Raw genomic sequence first — 20530 nt, 5'->3', positions numbered from 1 at the left:
GCAAAAGACAATGCTAGTATTTGGGGCGCTCTGTTTCGAAAATCATTCAGAAAATTCCTTTGAATGGTCTCAATTCGCCTCAAATTCAGGGATTCTTCACATCCTCTCCTTACAAACGCCATCTGACCACATAGTATGTAATGACCGTTCATGAGTGAGTGGTGTGTTAACCGGTGATCTCAGGGCTGCCCTGCGAAATCCGTGAAAGTGTTTGGTTACGAGTCTGCCGTTCCGACCCCATATCGGAACGGCAATTCTCGTTTTAGGCCCCTAAATCTGTTGATGCCCAAATCGGGTTGATCCGACGCAAGCGTGCCCGCTGGCTTCGATTTCAAGCGTAACATGACCAAGCCCAAACTTGTTCTGCAGAACCTGCTTGACCATCACCCGGATATCCTCGGCACTATCTTGTGCGTCGGGTTTGATGACCAGATGCGCCGACAGCGCGGGCTCACGCTCCTGCATGCTCCACAGATGGATGTGGTGAACTCCTGCCACGCCCGATACGCCTTCAATGGCTGTGGCGACCTCTTCCGGATCCAATTCTGTTGGCGCGCCCAACATCAGAACGCGTATGGTTTCACCGATCTCGGATTTGACGTGCCAAAGGATGTAAAGTGAGATCATGATGGTGACCGCTGGGTCGACCCAAGTCCAGTTGAAGACAATTACAGCGGTACCTGCGACAATCACGGCGACGGACCCCAATGCATCGGCCACATTGTGCAGGAATGCCGCACGAATATTCATGCTGTCCTTGGACATGGAATAGGTCAGCATAGCGGTGACAAGGTCGACGACCAATGCGATCCCAGCGATCCAGACAACGATCCAGCCATTAACCGGCTCGGGCTCGACAAACCGCATTACGCCTTCGTACAGCAGATAGACCGACAGAACGATCAGTGTTGTGTAGTTAACCAGCGCCGCTACAACCTCGGCCCGGCCATACCCGAAACTCATACGCGCGTTCGCGGGTCGACGAGCGATCTTGCGAGCAAAGAATGCGATGACCAGCGCAATCGCATCTGACAGGTTGTGCAAGGCGTCCGCAATCAAGGCGAGCGAACCTGAAATAACCCCGCCCACAATCTGTGCCAGCGTCAAGAACATATTGACCGCGATGGCCCAGGCAACGCGCGCATCTCCGGCCTGCGGATCAACATGCGCGTGGCTGTGCCCTTTGTGGGTATGCTGATGAGCCATTTTAGTGTGTCCTATTTACTGAATCACCATGCTACATAATTCCTCTAGTGACTAGAGGTTCAAGGGGGTGTTTTCGAAAATGAATGCAATCGGGGCTCCCTCATTTCGCACTGGATTCAAAGCACCTACGATCCGGTTCTGGACTTCTACCGCCGTTCGAACCTACTGCGGGTAATCGACGCCGCTATAACGAAACCGCGCTGCGGCGGTTGCAATGCGTACGCCATGGCCAAGATCTGGCCAGCCGCTGGCCCAATTAGAGGCCTTGCTCACGCTCGAAGGTGCAAATGGAAAAACTTGAACCGGGCTAATGAAATCGCCGAACAGCAGCCTGATGATTTACGAGTCCGGATCGCACGCCTGAAAAGAATGGAACAAGACTGATCCGTATTCCTCAGGTCTGCGACGGGCAGCGCGATTACGCAAGTGTCGTGCTCCATGCGTTTGGTGATCACGACGCCTGCGACAGCTCGCTTCGAAGGTGGATCAGGTCAGTGCCGCGCGGATCTTGTCGGCGTGTTGAGCAATCAGGTCAAAATCGCCCATTTTACCGGGCGGGCGTATCGAGACGCCCTCGTGGCGCGGCAATACATGCACATGCAGGTGAAATACCTCTTGCCCGCCTGCGGCCTCATTGAATTGCTGAACGGTGACGCCATCTGCGCCAAACGCTTCTTTCACAGCGTGAGCCATCTTCTGTACCGTCGCCATCACCGCTGCCAGTTGCTCGGGCGTTGCATCCAGCATGTTGCGACAGGGGGTTTTGGGGATCACCAACAAGTGCCCGTCCGCCCGGGGCATGATATCCATCAGCGCGACGGTGTCGTCGTCTTCATACACACGGTTTGACGGGATTTCTCCGCGCAGGATCTTGGCAAAGACATTTTCGGGATCATAAGCGGTCATTACAGGCCTCCGGTGTTGGACTTACCCGTTGTTCTGAGCCGCCGCTTGATGCGGGTCAAGCGGGTTTCCCCGTCACCACTTGTAATCGCAGACTGAATCCCCAAATCCCTCGCATCCGAGGTCAGATTATCGCGCAGCACAGTCTGCCCGCGACAATTAATCTTGATCCAGATCAAACTCGACCATTGAAGGTCGCCCCTTCGCAATCTAAAACCAGCAGGAATCCCGCGCGTTGGAGAGGTCCGACTGCGCGGTACAGTTGCAACAGGAGGCACCTAATGGCAGACGCAGCCATTCATGGTCACGAGCATGAAGATCAGCGCGGCTTTTTCACCCGCTGGTTCATGTCGACCAACCACAAGGACATCGGGATTCTCTACCTGGTCTTTTCGGCCCTTGCCGGTCTGATCTCGGTTCTGATGACTGTCTATATGCGGCTCGAACTGATGCACCCCGGTGTTCAGTATATGTGCCTCGAAGGTTTCATGGCCGATCCATGTACCCCCAACGGTCACCTCTGGAACGTGATGATCACCTATCACGGTGTTCTGATGATGTTCTTCGTGGTCATCCCCGCCCTGTTCGGCGGATTTGGCAACTATTTCATGCCGTTGCAGATCGGCGCGCCGGACATGGCGTTCCCGCGGATGAACAACTTGTCCTTCTGGCTGTATGTCGCTGGCACCTCGCTGGGCGTCGCCTCGCTGCTCAGCCCCGGTGGTAACGACCAGCTTGGTTCAGGTGTAGGCTGGGTTCTGTATCCACCGCTGTCGACGACCGAAGGCGGCATGTCCATGGACCTTGCGATCTTCGCCGTGCACGTATCGGGCGCCTCCTCGATCCTCGGCGCAATCAACATGATCACCACCTTCCTGAATATGCGTGCCCCGGGAATGACACTGTTCAAGGTGCCTCTGTTCAGCTGGTCGATCTTCGTCACTTCGTGGCTGATTCTGCTGTCGCTGCCGGTTCTGGCAGGCGCAATCACCATGCTGCTGATGGACCGCAACTTTGGCTTTACCTTCTTTGATCCGGCTGGTGGCGGTGATCCGATCCTGTATCAGCACATCCTTTGGTTCTTTGGCCACCCGGAAGTGTACATTGTGATCCTGCCCGGCTTTGGCATCATCAGCCACGTGATCGCGACCTTCGCGCGTAAACCAATCTTCGGCTACCTGCCGATGGTCTGGGCGATCATCGCGATCGGTGTGCTGGGCTTCGTCGTATGGGCGCATCACATGTACACAGTTGGCATGTCGCTGCGCCAGCAGGCCTACTTCATGCTGGCCACGATGGTCATCGCGGTTCCGACCGGCGTTAAGGTCTTCTCGTGGATCGCGACCATGTGGGGCGGCTCGATCGAGTTCAAAACCCCGATGCTGTTCGCCTTCGGCTTCCTGTTCCTGTTCACCGTTGGTGGTGTGACGGGCGTTGTGCTGTCGCAGGCCGGCGTGGACCGTGCCTATCACGACACCTACTACGTCGTTGCGCACTTCCACTACGTGATGAGCTTGGGTGCCGTCTTCGCGATCTTCGCTGGCGTGTACTTCTACTTCTCGAAGATGACGGGCCGTCAGTATTCCGAGTTCTGGGGCAAGGTTCACTTCTGGCTGTTCTTCATCGGCGCCAACCTGACCTTCTTCCCGCAGCACTTCCTGGGCCGTCAGGGCATGCCACGCCGCTATATCGACTACCCTGAAGCGTTTGCTCAGTGGAACTTCGTTTCGTCGATTGGTGCGTTCATCTCGTTCGCCTCGTTCCTGCTGTTCTTCGGCATCGTGATCTACGCCCTGCTGCGTGGTGCGAAAGAGACACGCCCGAACCCGTGGAACGAATACGCGGATACGTTGGAATGGACCCTGCCCACGCCGCCGCCTGAACACACGTTCGAGCAGCTGCCCAAGCAGGAAGACTGGGACAAGGGCCACGCGCACTAATCCCGCCATCCAAACCAAATTCAGCAAAGCCCCGCCCCGTGCGGGGCTTTGTGTTTTTTATGCCCCCAGTCCGCAACTTGCTGCTTCCAACACGTAGACGCACCAAAGATCAGGCCGCTAGTATTTGCGAAAACAGCATAATCTAAGACGGGTGCGCGCCACATGATTCTCCATCACGGCATCACACTTCGGCAACTGGTCAAAGGCTCTGCCGGGTTCATTTGCATCGTCATGGCCTGGATACTCCTGCTTGAACTAGTGGATGGAGTTACTCCACTTGAGTTGATCTCGAACTCCAGCCCACCGGTCACGATGCTGGGTTTGGCAGTGGCATTTTTTCTGGGTTTCAAGAACACCTCGGCCTATGGCCGCTGGGTCGAGGCCCGCAAGATCTGGGGGGACATCGTCAACGCCAGTCGCGATTGGGGCAACACGATCAGCAATCTGGTTCAGGCTGACGGCACGCCGCTTGCGCCTGAGATACGGCGTGAATTGCTGGAACGTCATATCGCTTGGCTCAACATACTGGCATTTCAGCTGCGCCAGCCCGCAACGCATGGACGTGCCCGCCGCCCGTGGATGTTCGGACACAAACCGGTCGTGGAAAAAATCGCGCTGCATCAGGAACCCGAATGCTGGCGAGATACCCAACTGGCGGCTGATTTGCCTCTACTCGAAGGGAAATCCAACCGTGCCGCGTACCTGTTGTTTCTTCAGGGTGAGCGGCTTTCATCACTGGCGCAATCCGGCAAGATCGACCCCTATTGGCATGTGGCGCTGATGAACCGGCTAGCACGGTTTGCAGACGCGCAAGGCCAAAGCGAACGTATCAAGAATACCCCCTTCCCGCGGCAGGTCGCCGAGGTCGGGCGAATCTTCAGCTATATTTTTATCTTCATGTTACCGCTGGCGTTGAATGACCAACGCTCGATCACCGCGGGGATGGGCTATTCGGTAACAAAATCCGTTCTGCTTGACTGGGCAGTCTTTGCTCCGATCGGGGCGTTGGTTTGTTGGATTTTCTTCGTGACTGAGCGGGTCAGCGCCTCGATGGAGGACCCGTTCGAAGGCGACGTAACCGACGTTCCGATCTCGTCCATCTGCCGTATGATCGAAATCGACCTGCGCCAGATGACTTCCTGCGGCACTGCCCCTCAGCCGACAGAACCCATCGATAAAGCGCTACTTTGACCACTTAAATTGGGCAAAGATCGAAAAAACCTCCGTTTTGCGGTATTCTGGTTGGCAAAGCCCCTTTTGACAGGAGCCTTGCTATGCCCGAGATCGACTTTTGGTATTCAATCGGCAGCACTTACAGTTTTCTGACCATCACGCGCCTGGATGGCTGGTGCGAAGAAAACGATGCGACGGTAACCTGGCGCCCCTTCAACGTGCGCACGGTGATGTCGGAACAGCAAAATATACCCTTCGCGGGCAAACCGGTGAAGTCGGCCTATATGTGGCGCGATATTGAGCGGCGCGCCGCGAAATATCACATCCACGCCAAACTTCCCGCCCCCTATCCAATTTCTGACCTGGCGCTGGCAAATCAGGTGGCTTTGCTGGGCATGCAGGACGGCTGGGGCGCCGGGTTCACGCAAAATCTTTATCGGATCTGGTTCGAGGACGGGATTGAGGCCGGTAGCGAAAGCGCCATTTCCGAAGCCCTGCTTCGGTGCCAACAAGATCCACGCCTGATGCTTGCCCGTGCCCGCAGCCCGGACGCTGTTGCAGCCTTGGAGGACGAGACAAACAAGGCCATCAAACTGGGGGTTTTCGGCGCACCCAGCTTTGTTGTCCGCGACGAAGTGTTCTGGGGTGATGACCGGCTTGACGATGCCCTGTCATGGGTCCGCGTCGGCCACGTTGTCTGACTGATTTTTGCTTCGACATTGCGCCGGTCTGAGCTAGGTTCTCGCCATGCCTTATCAATGGACAGAAAACTCGGACGCTGAACAGGAACTGCGGCTTTGGCCGCACAACTCCTTGCCACCACGTGGTGCAATGACCGTCATCTTGTCGGTGTTCCTGTTCGGACTGATCCCGCTGCTGGCGATGTTGGGTTCGATCGTCCTGTGGGGTCTGCTGCCGTTCCTACTGCTGACGGTTCTGGGCCTCTGGTTGGCAATCCAGACAAACTATCGCGCGCGCAGCGTGTTCGAGGTTCTGACCTTAGGCCAGACGCAAGCCCACCTTGTGCACCACCACCCAGACAAGGGCGATCAGGAATGGACCTGCAACCGCTATTGGGCCCGTCCTGAAATGCACACCAGCGGTGGTCCGGTACCCCATTACGTAACGCTGATCGGCGATGGGCGCGAAGTTGAGATCGGCGCGTTCCTGTCCGAGGACGAGCGGATCGCGCTGTTTGATGATCTGAGTCAGAAACTGCGCAAATCGACGTGACTAAGCGCCGTTCGAGTTAGCGCAAAGATGATCTTTGACCATCGGTCCTACTTTGCCGAAATCCATCTGACCGGTATAGCGCGACTTCAACTCGCCCATCACCTTGCCCATATCGCGGATTGAGCCCGCCCCAGTAGACGTGATGGCGGTCTGAATGGCCTTGCTAACCTCGTCGTCGTCCAGCTGTTTGGGCAGGAATTCCTCAATCACCTCAACCTCGCGCAGTTCCCGCTCGGCCAAATCAAGTCGTCCGCCCTCTTCGTAGGCGCGCGCGCTTTCCTTGCGCTGCTTGGTCATTTTACCCAGAATTTCAAGCACTTCGGCATCGCCGCAGCCTTTGGTCTCTTCATTGTCAGAGGCGCGCGAAGCAATATCACGATCCTTGATCGCCGCATTGATCAGGCGCAGTGTCGAAAGACGCTCGGCGGCTTTGTCTTTCATAGCTTGCTTCAGGGCAGAGTTCACCCGTGATCGCATATCCATATGGTCTGTCCATCCCCATGGCAAAGGAACCCTGACCATATCGAAACAAAAAGGTTGGTACAACAGTGGACATTAATTGTAACTCATTGATTTTTAACAATAGCCCAAAATTTGAACAGACTTGACCCTAGCGTATAACCAACTTAGTTATGCGCCCGTTTACCTTACAGGAGAGTCGCGCCATGGCCCAGAACGCCCCGTCCAAGCCCACCGCATGTCTGGCGTTGGCCGATGGAACCCTGTTTTACGGTGTGGGCTTCGGCGCAACCGGTCAAACCGAGGCCGAGTTGTGTTTCAACACCGCCATGACGGGCTATCAAGAGATCATGACCGATCCTTCTTATGCGGGCCAGATCGTGACCTTCACTTTCCCGCATATCGGCAATGTCGGAGTAAATCCCGAAGATGACGAAACCGGCGACCCGGTGGCAGCCGGGATGGTGGTCAAATGGGACCCGACCGAGCCGTCGAATTGGCGCGCGACAGAAGAGCTAAAAAGCTGGTTAGCCCGACGTGGTCGCATCGCAATCGGCGGCGTCGATACCCGCCGCCTGACCCGCGCGATCCGCCAGCAAGGCGCACCGCACGTGGCGCTAGCTCATGATCCCGAGGGAAACTTCGATATCGAAGCCCTGATTGCTGCAGCGCGTAGTTTTGCGGGTCTCGAAGGGATGGATCTGGCCAAAGAAGTCACCTGCGCCCAAAGCTATCGCTGGGATGAGATGCGTTGGGCTTGGCCCGATGGCTACCAGCGTCAGGAAGCTCCGATGCACAAGGTGGTCGCGATCGACTATGGTGCCAAGCGCAACATCTTGCGCTGCCTCGCCTCGGCGGGTTGCGACGTAACCGTATTGCCCGCCACCGCAACGGCTGCGGAGGTGCTGGCACACAAGCCGGACGGAGTGTTCCTGTCAAACGGACCCGGCGATCCCGCGGCTACCGGCGAATATGCAGTTCCAATGATCAAGGAAGTGCTGGATACAACAGATCTGCCTGTCTTTGGTATCTGCCTAGGTCATCAGATGCTGGCACTGGCGCTTGGCGGGCAGACGATCAAGATGAACCACGGCCACCATGGTGCCAATCATCCGGTCAAGGATATGGAAACCGGTAAGGTCGAGATCACCTCGATGAACCACGGCTTCGCCGTGGACGCGGAAACACTGCCCGATGGCGTAGTCGAAACGCATCGCTCTCTGTTTGACGGCTCGAACTGCGGTATCCGCATGACGGGCCGCCCGGTTTATTCGGTGCAGCATCATCCAGAAGCGTCACCCGGCCCGCAGGACAGTTTCTACCTGTTCGAACGCTTTGCCGCGGCGATGGCGGATCAAAAAGCACAAGCTTAAAGGCGAATTCAACAGCGTTAACCGTGTGTTAACCCTGACTAAGCAACCCTGCCGGATGTTACATGCGGCAGGGTTTCGTTATGGTCGAATTGAATCTCCAGCGTCAGACACTGGCGCAGCCTGTGCCCGGGCCGCATTCGCGCAAACCGCTCGGCACATGTCTCGTCGAACAAGGCATCATCACATCCGACCAGTTGGCGCGCGCCCTGCGGATGCAAGTATTCCAGAACGCGCCATTGGGAGAAATACTGGTCAGTGAAGGATGGGCCAGCCGTGCGCAGGTTCTCTCGGCGCTGTCTGACCAAACCGGCCTTCAGATCGCCGATCTTGCGCAGGTACCACCTGCCGCAGATCTCTGCTTGCTCGAACCGGTCGAGTTTTGGTTGGAGCACAATGTACTGCCCTGGATGCGTGTGGGGCCAATCCTGCTGATCGCTACAGCCAGGCCAGATACATTCGACGCAGTGGCAGACGCATTGAAAGGCCACGGTTACACGATCATCCCGGTTCTGGCAGGACCCGAGCAGATCGATGCTGCCATCGCTCGTCAATATGCTCAACCGCTGGCACAAGCTGCAGAAACTCGCGTTGAGGCGCGGCAAAGCTGCAGGAATTGGTCGGCCCAGACGCGCCGTGGGCCGATCATTGGATTTATCCTGTTCGCGGCACTCTGTGTTTGTTTCCCAATAGTTGGCCTCGGCCTTCTTTTGGGCTTTGCACTGCTGACTCTGGGGCTGTTCTTGTCTCTCAGGCTGTCGGGGCTCATTGCTTATCTATGGCGAGAAAAATCTGAGCCAACAACAAAGACCTCTGAGTCACTTCGCCTACCCCGCGTCTCGATCCTTGTGCCGCTATATAAGGAACGCGAGATTGCCGATGACCTGATCGCCCGGCTGCGCCGCCTGACCTATCCCAAAGCGTTGCTGGATGTCATTTTGGTGCTGGAAGAGCGGGATGACGTAACCAATGAGGCGCTCAGGCAAATAGAACTGCCAACCTGGATGCGCGCCATTGTTGTGCCGGATCGGAGTGACCTGACTACCAAGCCCCGTGCGATGAACTATGCCCTGGATTTCTGCCGTGGAGAGATTTTGGGCGTTTGGGATGCCGAAGACGCCCCGCAACCCGATCAGATTGAAACCGTTGTCCGCCATTTCGCGAACGCCCCAAAGGAAGTGGTGTGCCTGCAAGGTATTCTAGACTACTACAATCCGCGCACCAATTGGCGGTCGCGCTGTTTTAGCATCGAATACAGCGGCTGGTTTCGCGTCGTCCTGAAAGGCATCGCGCGAATTGGTCTGGTCGTTCCGCTGGGCGGCACAACCTTCTTTTTTCGCCGCGACAAGCTGGTCGAACTGGGCGGTTGGGATGCCCATAATGTCACCGAAGATGCCGATCTGGGTGTCCGCCTAAGCCGTGCCGGATATCGGACCGAGATCGTCAGCACCACGACCTATGAAGAGGCGAACTTTCGCGCCTGGCCATGGGTAAAGCAGCGTTCGCGTTGGCTGAAAGGGTTCATGGTCACCTATCTGGTGCATATGCGCGCACCACGCCAATTGCTGCGCGATCTGGGGTTGCTGCGCTTTTTGGGCTTACAGGCCTTTTTTCTGGGAACACTGGGCCAATTCCTTCTGGCCCCGCTTTTGTGGGCGTTCTGGCCCATCTTTTTCGGGCTGCCCCACCTGTATCAACCAATCCTGACACCCGGTTTATTGACTGCCTGCGTGGTTCTGTTTCTCGTCGCCGAAGCCGCCAACCTATTGGTGGGTATCTGCGGTGTCATCGCAGGCAAACGCAGGTTCCTGCTACCCTGGGTGCCGACCATGGTGCTTTACTATCCGCTGGGCGTGTTGGCGGCCTACAAAGGCCTGTGGGAACTGGCGGTCAATCCGTTCTTCTGGGACAAGACCCAGCACGGGCATGCGGTCGAGGAACGTGAGACCGTTATTTCTCGCGCCGGATCGCATCCTGTTTCAGCCGCGTCATGAAGGCGACCGAAATGTGATCCTGCAACGCCTTGGCCGCCGCGTCCTCGTCTCGCGCCGCAATCGCGTCCACGATGCCTTTGTGCTCGCTCTGCGCAATCTCACCACGCCCTTCTGCGGCCAGCGATGTGGTCGCCATCAAGGCCATGGTCCGATGCACCAGATCAAGCTGCTGCACCAGATAGCGGTTATGCGAAGCCAGGTGAATCTGTTCGTGAAATCTCCGGTTGGCCCGCGACAGCGCAACAGGATCTCCGATCAACTCATTATCGGCCACCACCATTTCCTGAAGGACCCGAATTTCCTCTTCGGTTGCGTGTTTTGCGGCCAGACGTGCGGCCAGCCCTTCCAATTCACGCCGGACAACATAAAGCTCGGCCATCTGGTTGTGATCCAATGAGGCCACGATCAACGACCGCCCGTCCCGTTCCAGCAACGACTGCGTTTCCAGCCGCTGCAGCGCCTCGCGGATCGGAGTACGCGAAACGCCAAACCGCTCGGCCAGTTCGCTTTCCACCAGCCGATCACCAGGCTTGTAGACACCGACGTCTATCGCTTCGAGAATAAGGCTATAGGCGTCCGTATTGGAATGTTTGGATTGGGGCATCGGCTGAATTGTCTCCTCGTTCGGACCTGTCTAGCCGCCACACGCCCCCCCGATCAAGTGCGGCATTGAAAACCGCAGCCCATCGCCCTAAACCCAAACCATGGTCAAACCTGCCTTTTCCCATGTCACCCAATGGGTGTTCGATCTAGACAACACGCTTTACCCGCCGTATATGCGCCTGTTCGATCAGATCGAAGTGCTGATGACGGATTACGTCGTGCAAGCTATCGGCGTCGACCGCCCCGAGGCCGACCGGCTGCGTTCGCATTACTGGCGCGAATACGGCACGACACTCGCGGGCCTGATGGCAGAGCACGATCTGGACCCCGATCCCTATCTGCACGCCGTGCATCAGGTGGACATGAGCCATATGGAACCCGATGTTGCGCTGGCGGAACATATCCGCGCTTTGCCCGGGCGACGCATCGTCTATACCAATGGATCTGCACCTTATGCCGAGCGCGTTCTGGCGGCACGCGGTCTGATTGGGCTGTTCGACGCGATCTATGGCGTAGAACACGCAGGCTATCGCCCCAAGCCGCAAAAAGCCGCGTTCGAGGCGATCTTTGCGCAGGATGGAATCGATACCGCGAAAGCCGCCATGTTCGAAGATGATCCACGCAATCTGGCCGCCCCGCACGAGATGGGAATGCGCACCGTACACGTCGCGCCTGACCCGCACGAGGCTGACCATATTCACCATCACACCGATGATCTGACCGGGTTTCTGGGTCGCCTGCGATAGGCTGTCACACTGCGACGATCTGTTCGTTTCGCAGGTGCAGAAATGCCCCCATATGCAGCTCAGCGACGAACAGAATCGGAGACCCCAATGACCGCGCTTGAGATGCCTCAGCGCCTGCCTCTGTGGCAGCGCCTTTTGTTTGCAATTCCCGTGTTTGGCTGGATGGCCCGGGACGCGGCGAATGCCGAAGCTGAAGACCTGTACTACACCGCTGCAGCGCTCGTCAGCATGTGGGGCTGCTCCATCCTTCTGTTCGGCCTGCCCGGCCTTTACATTCCTGCCCTGATGATGGTGCCGACGATGTTCCTTGTCCTGATTTTGATCTCTCGGGGATAGGGCACGAGACAGGATGTCACTTGGCACCCACCTCGCAACAGCACTAGTGTCTGCGGCAACGGAGACATACTCATGACTGACAGCTGTGACATCCTGATTTCAGGCGGCGGAATCGCCGGATTGACCGCCGCCGCCACCTTTGGCGCTGCCGGGTTCGACGTGATCTGCGTTGACCCCACGCCTCCGATCACCGAACGGGACGTGGACGGCTCGGATCTGCGGACAACCGCTTTTTTGCAGCCCGCCCACGGTCTGTTGGAACAATGCGGGCTTTGGGCCAAACTGGATGCCCACGCCGCTCCCCTGCAGATCATGCGCATCGTCGATGCGGGCGGAGATGTGCCCGAACCCCGCGTCGTGCGTGATTTCAACGCCGCCGATATCTCGGACCAGCCATTCGGATGGAACCTGCCCAACTGGCTGCTGCGCCGCGAGATGGTGGCGCGACTAGCCGAACTGCCGAATGTCGATTTCCGCCCCGGCACCGGTACGGTCAGCCTGTTCACCCGCACCAATGAGGCACGAGTCGGCCTGAGCGACGGCACCCGCATCCGCTGCAAACTGGTAATCGCCGCTGACGGGCGCAGTTCACCAATGCGCGAAGCTGCCGGGATCAATGTTCAAACCACGCGCTACGGCCAAAAGGCCCTCGCCTTCGCCGTCACACATCCTATCCCGCACGACAATGTCTCGACCGAGATTCACCGCTCGGGCGGGCCGTTCACATTGGTCCCCCTGCCCGATTGGCAAGGCCAGCCGTCCTCGGCCATTGTCTGGATGGAACGTGGGCCACGTGCCGTTGAACTGTTAAACCTTGAAACCGACGCGTTCGAAGCCGCCATGACCGAACGCTCTTGCGGGCTGTTCGGACCGCTGAAATTGGCCTCACGCCGGACGATCTGGCCGATCATCAGCCAGTCGGCGGAACGGTTGTCGGGTGAACGCATCGCGCTGATGGCCGAGGCCGCGCATGTGGTGCCACCTATTGGTGCGCAGGGGCTGAACATGTCGTTGGGCGATCTGCGCTGCTTGCTGGAATTGACGCAAGCCCGGCCCGAGGGCTTAGGCGATGCGCAGATGCTGGATTCCTATCACAAGGCCCGCCATACCGAGATCGAACTGCGCGTCAAGGGCATCGACCTGCTGAACCGCGCCTCGATGATCGAAGCGCGTCCGCTGCGCGACGCACGAGCGATGGGGCTGAATGCGCTCTATTCCCTACCACCCGTGCGCAAGACGCTAATGCAAATGGGCCTCGGCGTCCGCTGAACCGTAGGGCGGGCTTCTGCCCGCCACGCTATTACAGCACCTGATCCAGAACCCGTTTCAGGCGCGCAATCGTGTCGTCAACATCATACAGCTTGTCCAAGCCAAACAGGCCGAGTCGGAAGGTGCTGAACCCTTCGGGTTCGTCACATTGCAGCGGTACGCCGGCTGCGATCTGCATGCCCAGGGCCGCGAACTTCTTGCCGTTCTGCACTTCGGGGTCTGCTGTATAGCTGACCACCACACCCGGCGCGCCGAACCCTTCGGCGGCAACCGACATGACACCCTTGTCCTTCAGGTAGGCCCGGACGCCATCACCTAGCGCCCATTGCGCTGCGCGCAGCTTTTCGAAGCCGTACGCGCGCGTCTCGGCCATTGTGTCGCGGAAGGAAAGTAGAGAATCCGTCGGCATGGTGGCGTGATAGGCATGACCGCCATTCTCGTAGGCCTGCATGATCTGGCGCCATTTCTTCAAATCTATCGCAAAGCTATCGGATGAGGTCTCGGCCAGTCGTGCCTCGGCGCGTTCGGATAGCATGACAAGACCGGCGCATGGCGTTGCGCTCCACCCCTTCTGCGGAGCCGAGATCAGCACATCCACTCCGGTGGCCTTCATATCGACCCAGGCACAGCCCGAGGCGATGCAGTCCAGCACCATCAACGCCCCCACCTCATGCGCAGCAGCGGCCATCGCTGTCACATAATCATCAGGCAGAATCACTCCGGCCGAGGTCTCAACATGCGGCGCGAAGACAATACCCGGTCTTTTCTCATGGATTGTTGCCACAACTTCATCAATCGGGGCCGGAGCAAAAGGTGACGGGCTGGAATTGCCGGTTTCGCGCGCTTTGAGAACGGTGGCCGACGATGTCAGATCACCTGACTCGATGATCTGGCTCCACCGATATGAAAACCACCCATTGCGTACGACAAGCACATCAGCACCCCGCGCAAACTGTCGCGCGACAGCTTCCATCCCGTAGGTGCCTCCGCCGGGAATGACCGCAACGCCTTCAGCATTGTAAACTTCACGCAGCATTGCCGAAATATCGCGCATGACTTGCTGAAAACTTGCAGACATATGGTTCAGAGAACGGTCGGTAAAAACCACCGAGAACTCCTCCAGCCCGCCCGGGTCAACAGTATTCAGTAGTGCCGGCATGACGCATCCTTTCTATTGGGTCCTTTTTGTTCTGCCTTGTCTTGCGCGCTCGGTAAAGCGTCAAACGCGGCCTGAAGTTGACCCAAAGTAACCCACAGCCAAAAATTTCATTTTGAGTTTTTACATGCCACAATTAGCAGAAATGACGCCAACCAGAGTCAGGTCCCCTTTACACCCTAGCGTGTTTCTGAACAGATACACACACTTTGAACAAGAACGGATAATTTTACTCGTGACTGCGCAAAAGCGGATTAGTTTTCAAGTCGTTCGAGACGAGGTAAAGCGGCGGATTGAATCCCGCATATGGCCTCAGGGCTCGCTTTTACCCACCGAAACCCAATTAGCGGAAGAATTCAATTGTGCCCGCGCCACGGTGAACCGGGCGCTGAGGGAGCTCGCTGAACAGGGCTTTGTCGAGCGCAAGCGCAAAAGCGGAACGCGGGTCAAGAAAGAACCACGAAAACAAGCCAAGCTTGAAATTTCACTTGCGAGACAAGCGGTTGAGAACCAAAACTCAGCCTATCGCTATGCTCTTGTGGAACGGAACGTGGTCTACAGCCCCGGCTGGCTGACCTCGCAACTGAATGTCGAACCGGACGCGCGCGTTCTGCACGTGATCTGCATGCACTATGCAGACAACCGCCCCTTCCAGCTTGAAGAACGCTGGATCAATATCGAAGCCGTGCCCGAGGTCGAGCAAGCCGACCTCAACAAAAGTGGCCCACACGAATGGTTGTTGAATGCTGCCCCGTTCACCGAAGCTGAAATCGCCTTTTGCGCGATCTCGGCGGACAATCGTCTAGCTGATTTCATGGGCACCACCACTGGCACTTCGATGATTCAGCTGGAACGGACCACGTGGAAGGACGGGCAGCCGATGACTTTCGCCCGCATGACCCATCATCCGGGGTTCCGCATCCGCACTAAATACTAACCGATCGGCCCGGGCAGGCGTTCTTCGCTCAGCAGTACATTGGCTTCGACCTCTCCGGCCCCTGGTAAGGTCATCACCCTCCGGCGCAGAACCCGTTCGAAATCTGCCAGATCCCGCGCCACAACGCGCAGGCGATAATCATAAAGGCCAAGCACATGCTCGACCGTCTGAACCTCGGGGATGGCACTGACGGCGCGCTCGAAATCTTCAAGGCTGACCTGCCCTTTTCGCGCAAGTTTCACGCCGAGAAAGACGGTCACTCCAAAACCCAGGGCCTCGGCATTCAGACGCAGCCGCCGCCCCTTGATCACGCCTGCTTCTTCCAGTCGACGAATACGCCGCCAGGTCGCAGGCTGCGATAAGCCAAAGCGGCGCCCCAGAGCCCCCGCGCTTTGGGTCGCGTCCTGCACCAGCGCGCGCAGAATTCTGCGGTCGATCTCATCCAGTTCGATCATACCGGCAGCACCTCATCCCGTTTGACTCGGGCGATATGCATAAGGGCTTCGATATCGGCGATATGCGGTAGGGTCAGAATGCGATCGCGATAGACCTGTTGATAATGCGCCATATCTCGCGCCAACACCGATAGGCGCACATCCACCCGACCAAGGAAGGTCTGGATCTCGATCACCTCGGCCACGTTCCGCGCCGCCGCCGTGAATTCGTCGAACGCCCGTGCCTGCGTCTTGTCCAGCGTGATCCGCAAAGAGACCTCGACCGCATAGCCCAAGGCGGCCCAGTCGACAACGGCTTCCTGCCCCTCGATCACTCCTGCCGCTTGCATCTTTTCGATCCGGCGCCAGCAGACGCCCGAAGTGATGCGGCATCGCTCAGCCAATTCTGCCGTTGTCAGGCTTGGCTCGGCCTGGAAGTGGCGCAGTATACGTCGATCAACATCATCAAGCATGATTTTTTCACATTTTGTTCAATAGAAGAATTATTCTTCATCTATTTGTCAAATACCCAATCCAAACCCTATCGCCAATAGCAATCACGCAAGATAGAAGCACATCAATCGAAACTGAAAGGACCGGCGAAATGCGCGTCTATTACGATCGCGATTGCGACATCAACCTGATCAAAGACAAAAAAGTGGCGATTCTGGGCTACGGCTCGCAAGGCCACGCCCACGCGCTGAACCTGCGCGACTCGGGCGCCAAGAACCTGGTCATCGCCCTGCGCGAAGGCTCCCCCTCGGCCAAGAAAGCCGAAGCGGAAGGCCTGCAGGTGATGGGCATCGCCGAAGCCGCAGCCTGGTGCGACGTTATTATGTTCACCATGCCTGACGAACTGCAGGCTGAGACGTACAAGAAATACGTCCACGACAACATCAAGCCAGGTGCGGCCATCGCGTTCGCCCATGGACTGAACGTCCATTTTGGCCTGATCGAGCCGAAAGAAGGCGTTGACGTGATCATGATGGCCCCCAAAGGCCCCGGTCACACCGTGCGCGGCGAATACACCAAAGGCGGCGGCGTTCCTTGCCTCGTCGCGGTCGACAACGACGCGACCGGCAAAGCGCTGGAAATCGGCCTGTCCTACTGCTCGGCCATCGGTGGCGGCCGTTCGGGCATCATCGAAACCAACTTCCGCGAGGAATGCGAAACCGACCTGTTCGGTGAGCAGGCCGTACTGTGCGGCGGTCTGGTTGAACTGATCCGCTGCGGCTTTGAAACGCTGGTTGAGGCCGGCTACGCGCCCGAGATGGCATATTTCGAGTGTCTGCACGAAGTGAAGCTGATCGTTGACCTGATCTATGAAGGCGGCATCGCCAACATGGATTATTCGATCTCGAACACGGCTGAATATGGCCAGTACGTCACCGGCCCGCGTATTTTGAAATACGACGAGACCAAAGCGCGTATGAAAGAGGTTCTGAACGACATCCAGCAGGGTAAATTCGTCCGTGACTTCATGCTGGAGAACGCTGTAGGCCAACCGACCATCAAAGCGTCGCGCCGTGCGAACGATGAGCACATGATCGAGGAAACCGGTGCAAAACTGCGCGCCATGATGCCCTGGATCTCGGCTGGTAAAATGGTCGACAAAGAAAAGAACTAAGTCTGACGAATGTCAGCGAAAGGGCGGTCCCGGTGGCCGCCCTTTTCATTTGGTGACAGCATTTGCGTAGCATTCACCCAGAACATAATCCCAGCCACTGTCGTAACCGGTGCGTTTGTCCGACGCCTCAGATGCCCAGACTTCCCAGCCCGAATGTGTCAGAGTGACCGTGGTATGCCCAGCTCCGTGGGCTGCGAACCGGATCTCAACCCGCGTGGGGCGGTCGGTGTTGGTGCCGGGGTGCCAGCTGAAGGCCAAGCGAGCCCCCTGTTCGAAGATCAACACCTTGCCCCAATCAGCGCGGGTGCCATCGAACATGGTTTCATAAACCGCACCGCCGACATGAGGTTCGATCACAACTGCCAGCGCAGGCTTGCCTTGCGCCGCTGAGACAGCGTGCCCATCCAATGGCCACCATTTGGCAATGCGATTTACAAAAACATCAAAGGCGTGCTCAGGCGTTGCGTTCACAACAATGGTCTTGATGATTGGTTCGATCATGCATCTCGTCCTTCGTTTACCTCGGCGGCGAAACTCTCCAACACGTCCGACCAGTATTGCTCGAGCCAGGCGCGCAGGTCTGCCAGCCCCTCGGGTCGGGCGGCATAGATGCGGCGCGTTCCCTCGGCCCGGCAAACGACAAGCCCGGCTTCGGACAAGACCTTCAAATGTTGCGAGACCGCCGGGCGGCTTACGGGCAAATCCGCAGCCAGATCACCAACCGCCCTGGGGCGCTTGGCCACCGCCTCAAAAACCTGACGACGGGTCGAATCCCCTAAAGCCGAAAGCACTTCTTCGTAAGCCATAACTTACGGTAAGTTATAACTTACCTAATGTCAATATCAGCGCGTGACACCGTCAGATTCGCGGGATAAGTGGATGGAATGGTTCAACAACCGACAAAACAAGATTGGAGCGGTGTTTTTACGCTAGGCCTCATCTGGGGCGGGACATTCATGGTGGTTGCCATGGCTCTGGAAGGCTATGGACCGGTCACCGTAGCGACGTCGCGCACCACATTGGGTGCCGTTATGCTGCTGGTGCTGATGCGCCTTACCGGACGACGTATTCCGAGTTTGACACCCGCCCTGCTGAGTTCAATTTTCTTCATCGGAATCCTGTCGACGGCGGTTCCCTTCATGCTGTTAAGCTGGGGGCAACAATTTGTCCCTTCGGCCTTTGCGGGTCTGTCCATGGCGGCGATTCCGCTGATGGTTCTGCCGCTGGCACATTTCTTTTCGGATGAGCCTATGAACCTACGGCGTCTGGTCGGCGTTTGCCTTGGCTTCTCTGGCGCGCTTGTGTTGATCGGGCCCGGTCTGGCGCAATTGGGTCAGGGTACGCAGCCACTGGCGCAAATGGCCTGCGTCACGGCAGCCTTGTGCTACGCCAGTTCGTCGATCCTGACCCGCCGCTGCCCTCCGATTGAACCGATGGCTCTGGCAGCCCTGACGCTGCTGGTTGGCGCAGTACTATTGATACCTATCATGCTGCTAACCGAGGGGCTTCCCTCGTGGCAGGGAACGCGCCCCAGTCTGGCCCTGATCGTTCTGGGCCTTGTCCCCACAGCCTTCGCCACCCTGCTGCGAGTATCCATCACCCGCAGCGCCGGGTCCGTCTTTCTGACGCTGGTGAACTATCAGGTGCCCGTTTGGTCGATGGTGTTCGGGGCCTGGATTCTATCCGAAGCCCTGCCACTGCGGTTCTATATCGCGCTTGCCATGATCCTGACCGGGCTGGCAATCAGCCAGTGGTTCACTCTGCAGAAAATGCTGCTGGGGCGTTAGCCCGTCGCCGCCTCAACCTCGGATACGATCCCATCGACCACTTGGGTCAGCAGTGCAGCATCCTCGCATTCCGCCATCACCCGGATCAGAGGTTCCGTGCCCGATTTGCGGATCAGCAAACGCCCCTGCCCATTCAGACGCGCCTCGGCCTCGGAAATCGCGCTTTTGACGCTGGCCGCTTCCAGCGGGGCCTGCCCCGCGCTAAAGCGCACATTCTTCAGCAATTGCGGCACCGTCTCAAACTGGCGCGATAGGTCCGAGGCTTTCTTGCCGGATTGCACCATCTCTGCCAGAAAATGCAGCCCCGCCATCAGACCGTCGCCGGTTGTGGCATAATCGCTCATCACGATGTGACCTGACTGTTCGCCACCAAGATTGAAACCACCCTCGCGCATCCGTTCAACCACATAGCGGTCGCCAACGGCAGTCCTCTCCAGACGCAGCCCCTGCCCGGCCAGGTGCCGCTCCAACCCGAGGTTCGACATCACAGTGGCCACCAAGGCGCCGCCTTTCAGCTGATCCGCGCGGGACCACGCGGTCGCCAACAGAGCCATCAACTGATCCCCATCGGCGACAGCGCCAGTTTCGTCGATCACAACGACGCGGTCGGCATCCCCATCCAGACATATACCTACATCGGCGCCATGTGAAACCACGGTTTCGGCCGCAACACAAGGCTGGGTTGAGCCACATCCGAGGTTGATGTTCTTGCCGTTCGGCGCGATGCCGACCGGGATCACATCTGCTCCCAACTCCCAAAGAACTTCCGGCGCAGTACGGTGCGCGGCACCGTTGGCGCAGTCGATCACGACCTTCAGCCCATCCAAGCGCAGATTGCGCGGCAGCGATGATTTCACACGCTCGCCATAACGGAACCGCGCATCATCGACCCGACGCGCACGACCAATATTCTGCGCCTGTGCGGGGCTTACGCCTTCTTCGATCAGCCGCTCGATCTCAATCTCGGCCTGATCGGAAAGCTTGAACCCGTCCGGCCCAAAGAATTTAATTCCATTGTCGATCGCCGGATTGTGACTGGCCGAGATCATCACGCCCAGATCCGCGCGCATCGAGCGCGTCATCAACCCTACCGCAGGAGTCGGCACCGGCCCCAGCAGAAGCACGTTCATACCGGTCGAGGTCAAACCTGCCGTCAGCGCATTTTCCAGCATATAGCCCGACAGCCGCGTATCCTTGCCAATGACAACGCGATGTACGCCTGAGGCATCGCGGCGGAAATACCGCCCCACAGCCGCGCCAATCCGCAAAGCCATTTCCGCCGTCATAGGGTGCCTGTTGGCGGTGCCCCGCACCCCGTCGGTTCCAAACAGCTTGCGCATAAGTCGGTCTCCTGAAA

The 20530-nt window shown here is 57.8% G+C and carries 22 protein-coding genes; 12 read left to right on the top strand and 10 right to left on the bottom strand.

Annotation, left to right across the window (positions count from 1 at the left end):
• Window positions 1-270: 270 nt before the first annotated feature.
• A complete protein-coding gene (locus tag ACR0AY_RS00625) occupies window positions 271-1206 on the bottom strand; it encodes a cation diffusion facilitator family transporter (protein WP_170510547.1) in 936 nt (311 codons plus the stop codon).
• 486 nt (window positions 1207-1692) lie between these two features.
• Window positions 1693-2112 carry an HIT family protein gene (locus ACR0AY_RS00620; RefSeq protein WP_170510549.1) on the bottom strand — a complete coding sequence of 140 codons (420 nt, stop codon included), beginning with the start codon at window positions 2110-2112 and terminating at the stop codon, window positions 1693-1695.
• Window positions 2113-2390: 278 nt separating this feature from the next.
• Between ACR0AY_RS00620 and ctaD the strand changes: the two genes are divergently transcribed.
• The 4 genes from ctaD (at window position 2391) to ACR0AY_RS00600 (ending at window position 6455) form a co-directional block, all read left to right on the top strand.
• Window positions 2391-4049 carry a cytochrome c oxidase subunit I gene (gene ctaD, locus ACR0AY_RS00615; RefSeq protein WP_170393460.1) on the top strand — a complete coding sequence of 553 codons (1659 nt, stop codon included), beginning with the start codon at window positions 2391-2393 and terminating at the stop codon, window positions 4047-4049.
• A 162-nt stretch (window positions 4050-4211) separates the two neighbouring features.
• Window positions 4212-5240 (top strand): bestrophin family protein, encoded by a 1029-nt coding sequence (locus tag ACR0AY_RS00610; RefSeq protein ID WP_480453588.1) that lies wholly within the window; start codon window positions 4212-4214, stop codon window positions 5238-5240.
• An 83-nt stretch (window positions 5241-5323) separates the two neighbouring features.
• Window positions 5324-5923 carry a 2-hydroxychromene-2-carboxylate isomerase gene (locus tag ACR0AY_RS00605; protein ID WP_170393465.1) on the top strand — a complete coding sequence of 200 codons (600 nt, stop codon included), beginning with the start codon at window positions 5324-5326 and terminating at the stop codon, window positions 5921-5923.
• Window positions 5924-5969: 46 nt separating this feature from the next.
• Window positions 5970-6455 (top strand): DUF2244 domain-containing protein, encoded by a 486-nt coding sequence (locus ACR0AY_RS00600; protein WP_170510555.1) that lies wholly within the window; start codon window positions 5970-5972, stop codon window positions 6453-6455.
• On the opposite strand, the gene ACR0AY_RS00595 is transcribed toward ACR0AY_RS00600, so the two are convergent.
• Entirely contained in the window at window positions 6456-6938 is a 483-nt protein-coding gene (locus ACR0AY_RS00595) for a GatB/YqeY domain-containing protein (RefSeq protein WP_170393469.1), read from the bottom strand.
• A gap of 182 nt (window positions 6939-7120) precedes the next feature.
• Here ACR0AY_RS00595 and carA point away from each other — a divergent pair, with 182 nt between their 5' ends.
• Together carA and ACR0AY_RS00585 are read left to right on the top strand one after the other, a co-directional pair.
• Window positions 7121-8287, top strand: coding sequence for a glutamine-hydrolyzing carbamoyl-phosphate synthase small subunit (gene carA, locus ACR0AY_RS00590; RefSeq protein ID WP_170393471.1), 1167 nt, complete (start codon window positions 7121-7123; stop codon window positions 8285-8287).
• 62 nt (window positions 8288-8349) lie between these two features.
• Window positions 8350-10278, top strand: a complete 1929-nt coding sequence (locus tag ACR0AY_RS00585) for a glycosyltransferase family 2 protein (RefSeq protein ID WP_480453586.1) — start codon at window positions 8350-8352, stop codon at window positions 10276-10278.
• On the opposite strand, the gene ACR0AY_RS00580 is transcribed toward ACR0AY_RS00585, so the two are convergent.
• On the bottom strand, window positions 10235-10882 hold the full coding sequence (locus tag ACR0AY_RS00580) for a GntR family transcriptional regulator (protein WP_170510558.1): 648 nt from the start codon (window positions 10880-10882) through the stop codon (window positions 10235-10237). The genes ACR0AY_RS00585 and ACR0AY_RS00580 overlap by 44 nt on opposite strands.
• A gap of 100 nt (window positions 10883-10982) precedes the next feature.
• Here ACR0AY_RS00580 and ACR0AY_RS00575 point away from each other — a divergent pair, with 100 nt between their 5' ends.
• The 3 genes from ACR0AY_RS00575 to ACR0AY_RS00565 all read left to right on the top strand — a co-directional run bounded on the left by ACR0AY_RS00575 (window position 10983) and on the right by ACR0AY_RS00565 (window position 13232).
• Window positions 10983-11627 (top strand): pyrimidine 5'-nucleotidase, encoded by a 645-nt coding sequence (locus ACR0AY_RS00575; RefSeq protein WP_170510560.1) that lies wholly within the window; start codon window positions 10983-10985, stop codon window positions 11625-11627.
• Between the two features lie 87 nt (window positions 11628-11714).
• Window positions 11715-11963, top strand: a complete 249-nt coding sequence (locus ACR0AY_RS00570) for a hypothetical protein (RefSeq protein ID WP_170510562.1) — start codon at window positions 11715-11717, stop codon at window positions 11961-11963.
• Between the two features lie 72 nt (window positions 11964-12035).
• Window positions 12036-13232 carry a UbiH/UbiF family hydroxylase gene (locus tag ACR0AY_RS00565; RefSeq protein ID WP_170510565.1) on the top strand — a complete coding sequence of 399 codons (1197 nt, stop codon included), beginning with the start codon at window positions 12036-12038 and terminating at the stop codon, window positions 13230-13232.
• Between the two features lie 31 nt (window positions 13233-13263).
• On the opposite strand, the gene ACR0AY_RS00560 is transcribed toward ACR0AY_RS00565, so the two are convergent.
• Window positions 13264-14391 (bottom strand): aminotransferase class V-fold PLP-dependent enzyme, encoded by a 1128-nt coding sequence (locus tag ACR0AY_RS00560; protein ID WP_170510568.1) that lies wholly within the window; start codon window positions 14389-14391, stop codon window positions 13264-13266.
• A gap of 232 nt (window positions 14392-14623) precedes the next feature.
• Between ACR0AY_RS00560 and ACR0AY_RS00555 the strand changes: the two genes are divergently transcribed.
• Entirely contained in the window at window positions 14624-15325 is a 702-nt protein-coding gene (locus tag ACR0AY_RS00555; RefSeq protein ID WP_170393483.1) for a GntR family transcriptional regulator, read from the top strand.
• Here ACR0AY_RS00555 and ACR0AY_RS00550 read toward each other — a convergent pair.
• Both ACR0AY_RS00550 and ACR0AY_RS00545 read right to left on the bottom strand, forming a co-directional pair.
• A complete protein-coding gene (locus ACR0AY_RS00550; protein WP_170393485.1) occupies window positions 15322-15780 on the bottom strand; it encodes an Lrp/AsnC family transcriptional regulator in 459 nt (152 codons plus the stop codon). The two genes, ACR0AY_RS00555 and ACR0AY_RS00550, sit on opposite strands and share 4 nt — an antisense overlap.
• A complete protein-coding gene (locus tag ACR0AY_RS00545) occupies window positions 15777-16232 on the bottom strand; it encodes an Lrp/AsnC family transcriptional regulator (RefSeq protein ID WP_170510571.1) in 456 nt (151 codons plus the stop codon). The genes ACR0AY_RS00550 and ACR0AY_RS00545 overlap by 4 nt, the downstream gene beginning before the upstream one ends.
• 131 nt (window positions 16233-16363) lie before the next feature.
• Between ACR0AY_RS00545 and ilvC the strand changes: the two genes are divergently transcribed.
• Window positions 16364-17386 carry a ketol-acid reductoisomerase gene (gene ilvC / locus ACR0AY_RS00540; RefSeq protein ID WP_170393489.1) on the top strand — a complete coding sequence of 341 codons (1023 nt, stop codon included), beginning with the start codon at window positions 16364-16366 and terminating at the stop codon, window positions 17384-17386.
• A 45-nt stretch (window positions 17387-17431) separates the two neighbouring features.
• Here ilvC and ACR0AY_RS00535 read toward each other — a convergent pair whose 3' ends face one another.
• Both ACR0AY_RS00535 and ACR0AY_RS00530 read right to left on the bottom strand, forming a co-directional pair.
• The gene (locus ACR0AY_RS00535; protein ID WP_170510574.1) at window positions 17432-17887 is read right to left on the bottom strand and encodes an SRPBCC family protein; all 456 of its coding nucleotides are present in this window, start codon (window positions 17885-17887) and stop codon (window positions 17432-17434) included.
• Window positions 17884-18192: a metalloregulator ArsR/SmtB family transcription factor gene (locus tag ACR0AY_RS00530; protein WP_170510577.1), complete on the bottom strand. Its 309-nt coding sequence runs from the start codon at window positions 18190-18192 to the stop codon at window positions 17884-17886. The genes ACR0AY_RS00535 and ACR0AY_RS00530 overlap by 4 nt, the downstream gene beginning before the upstream one ends.
• A gap of 78 nt (window positions 18193-18270) precedes the next feature.
• Between ACR0AY_RS00530 and ACR0AY_RS00525 the strand changes: the two genes are divergently transcribed.
• A complete protein-coding gene (locus ACR0AY_RS00525) occupies window positions 18271-19173 on the top strand; it encodes a DMT family transporter (RefSeq protein WP_170405007.1) in 903 nt (300 codons plus the stop codon).
• On the opposite strand, the gene glmM is transcribed toward ACR0AY_RS00525, so the two are convergent.
• The gene (gene glmM, locus ACR0AY_RS00520; protein ID WP_170510580.1) at window positions 19170-20513 is read right to left on the bottom strand and encodes a phosphoglucosamine mutase; all 1344 of its coding nucleotides are present in this window, start codon (window positions 20511-20513) and stop codon (window positions 19170-19172) included. The two genes, ACR0AY_RS00525 and glmM, sit on opposite strands and share 4 nt — an antisense overlap.
• Window positions 20514-20530 lie beyond the last annotated feature (17 nt).

Source organism: Ruegeria sp. A5 (genome assembly GCF_056543005.1).
The sequence above is the reverse complement of the archived record's forward strand: the minus strand, read 5'-3'. Positions and strand labels throughout refer to the sequence as shown.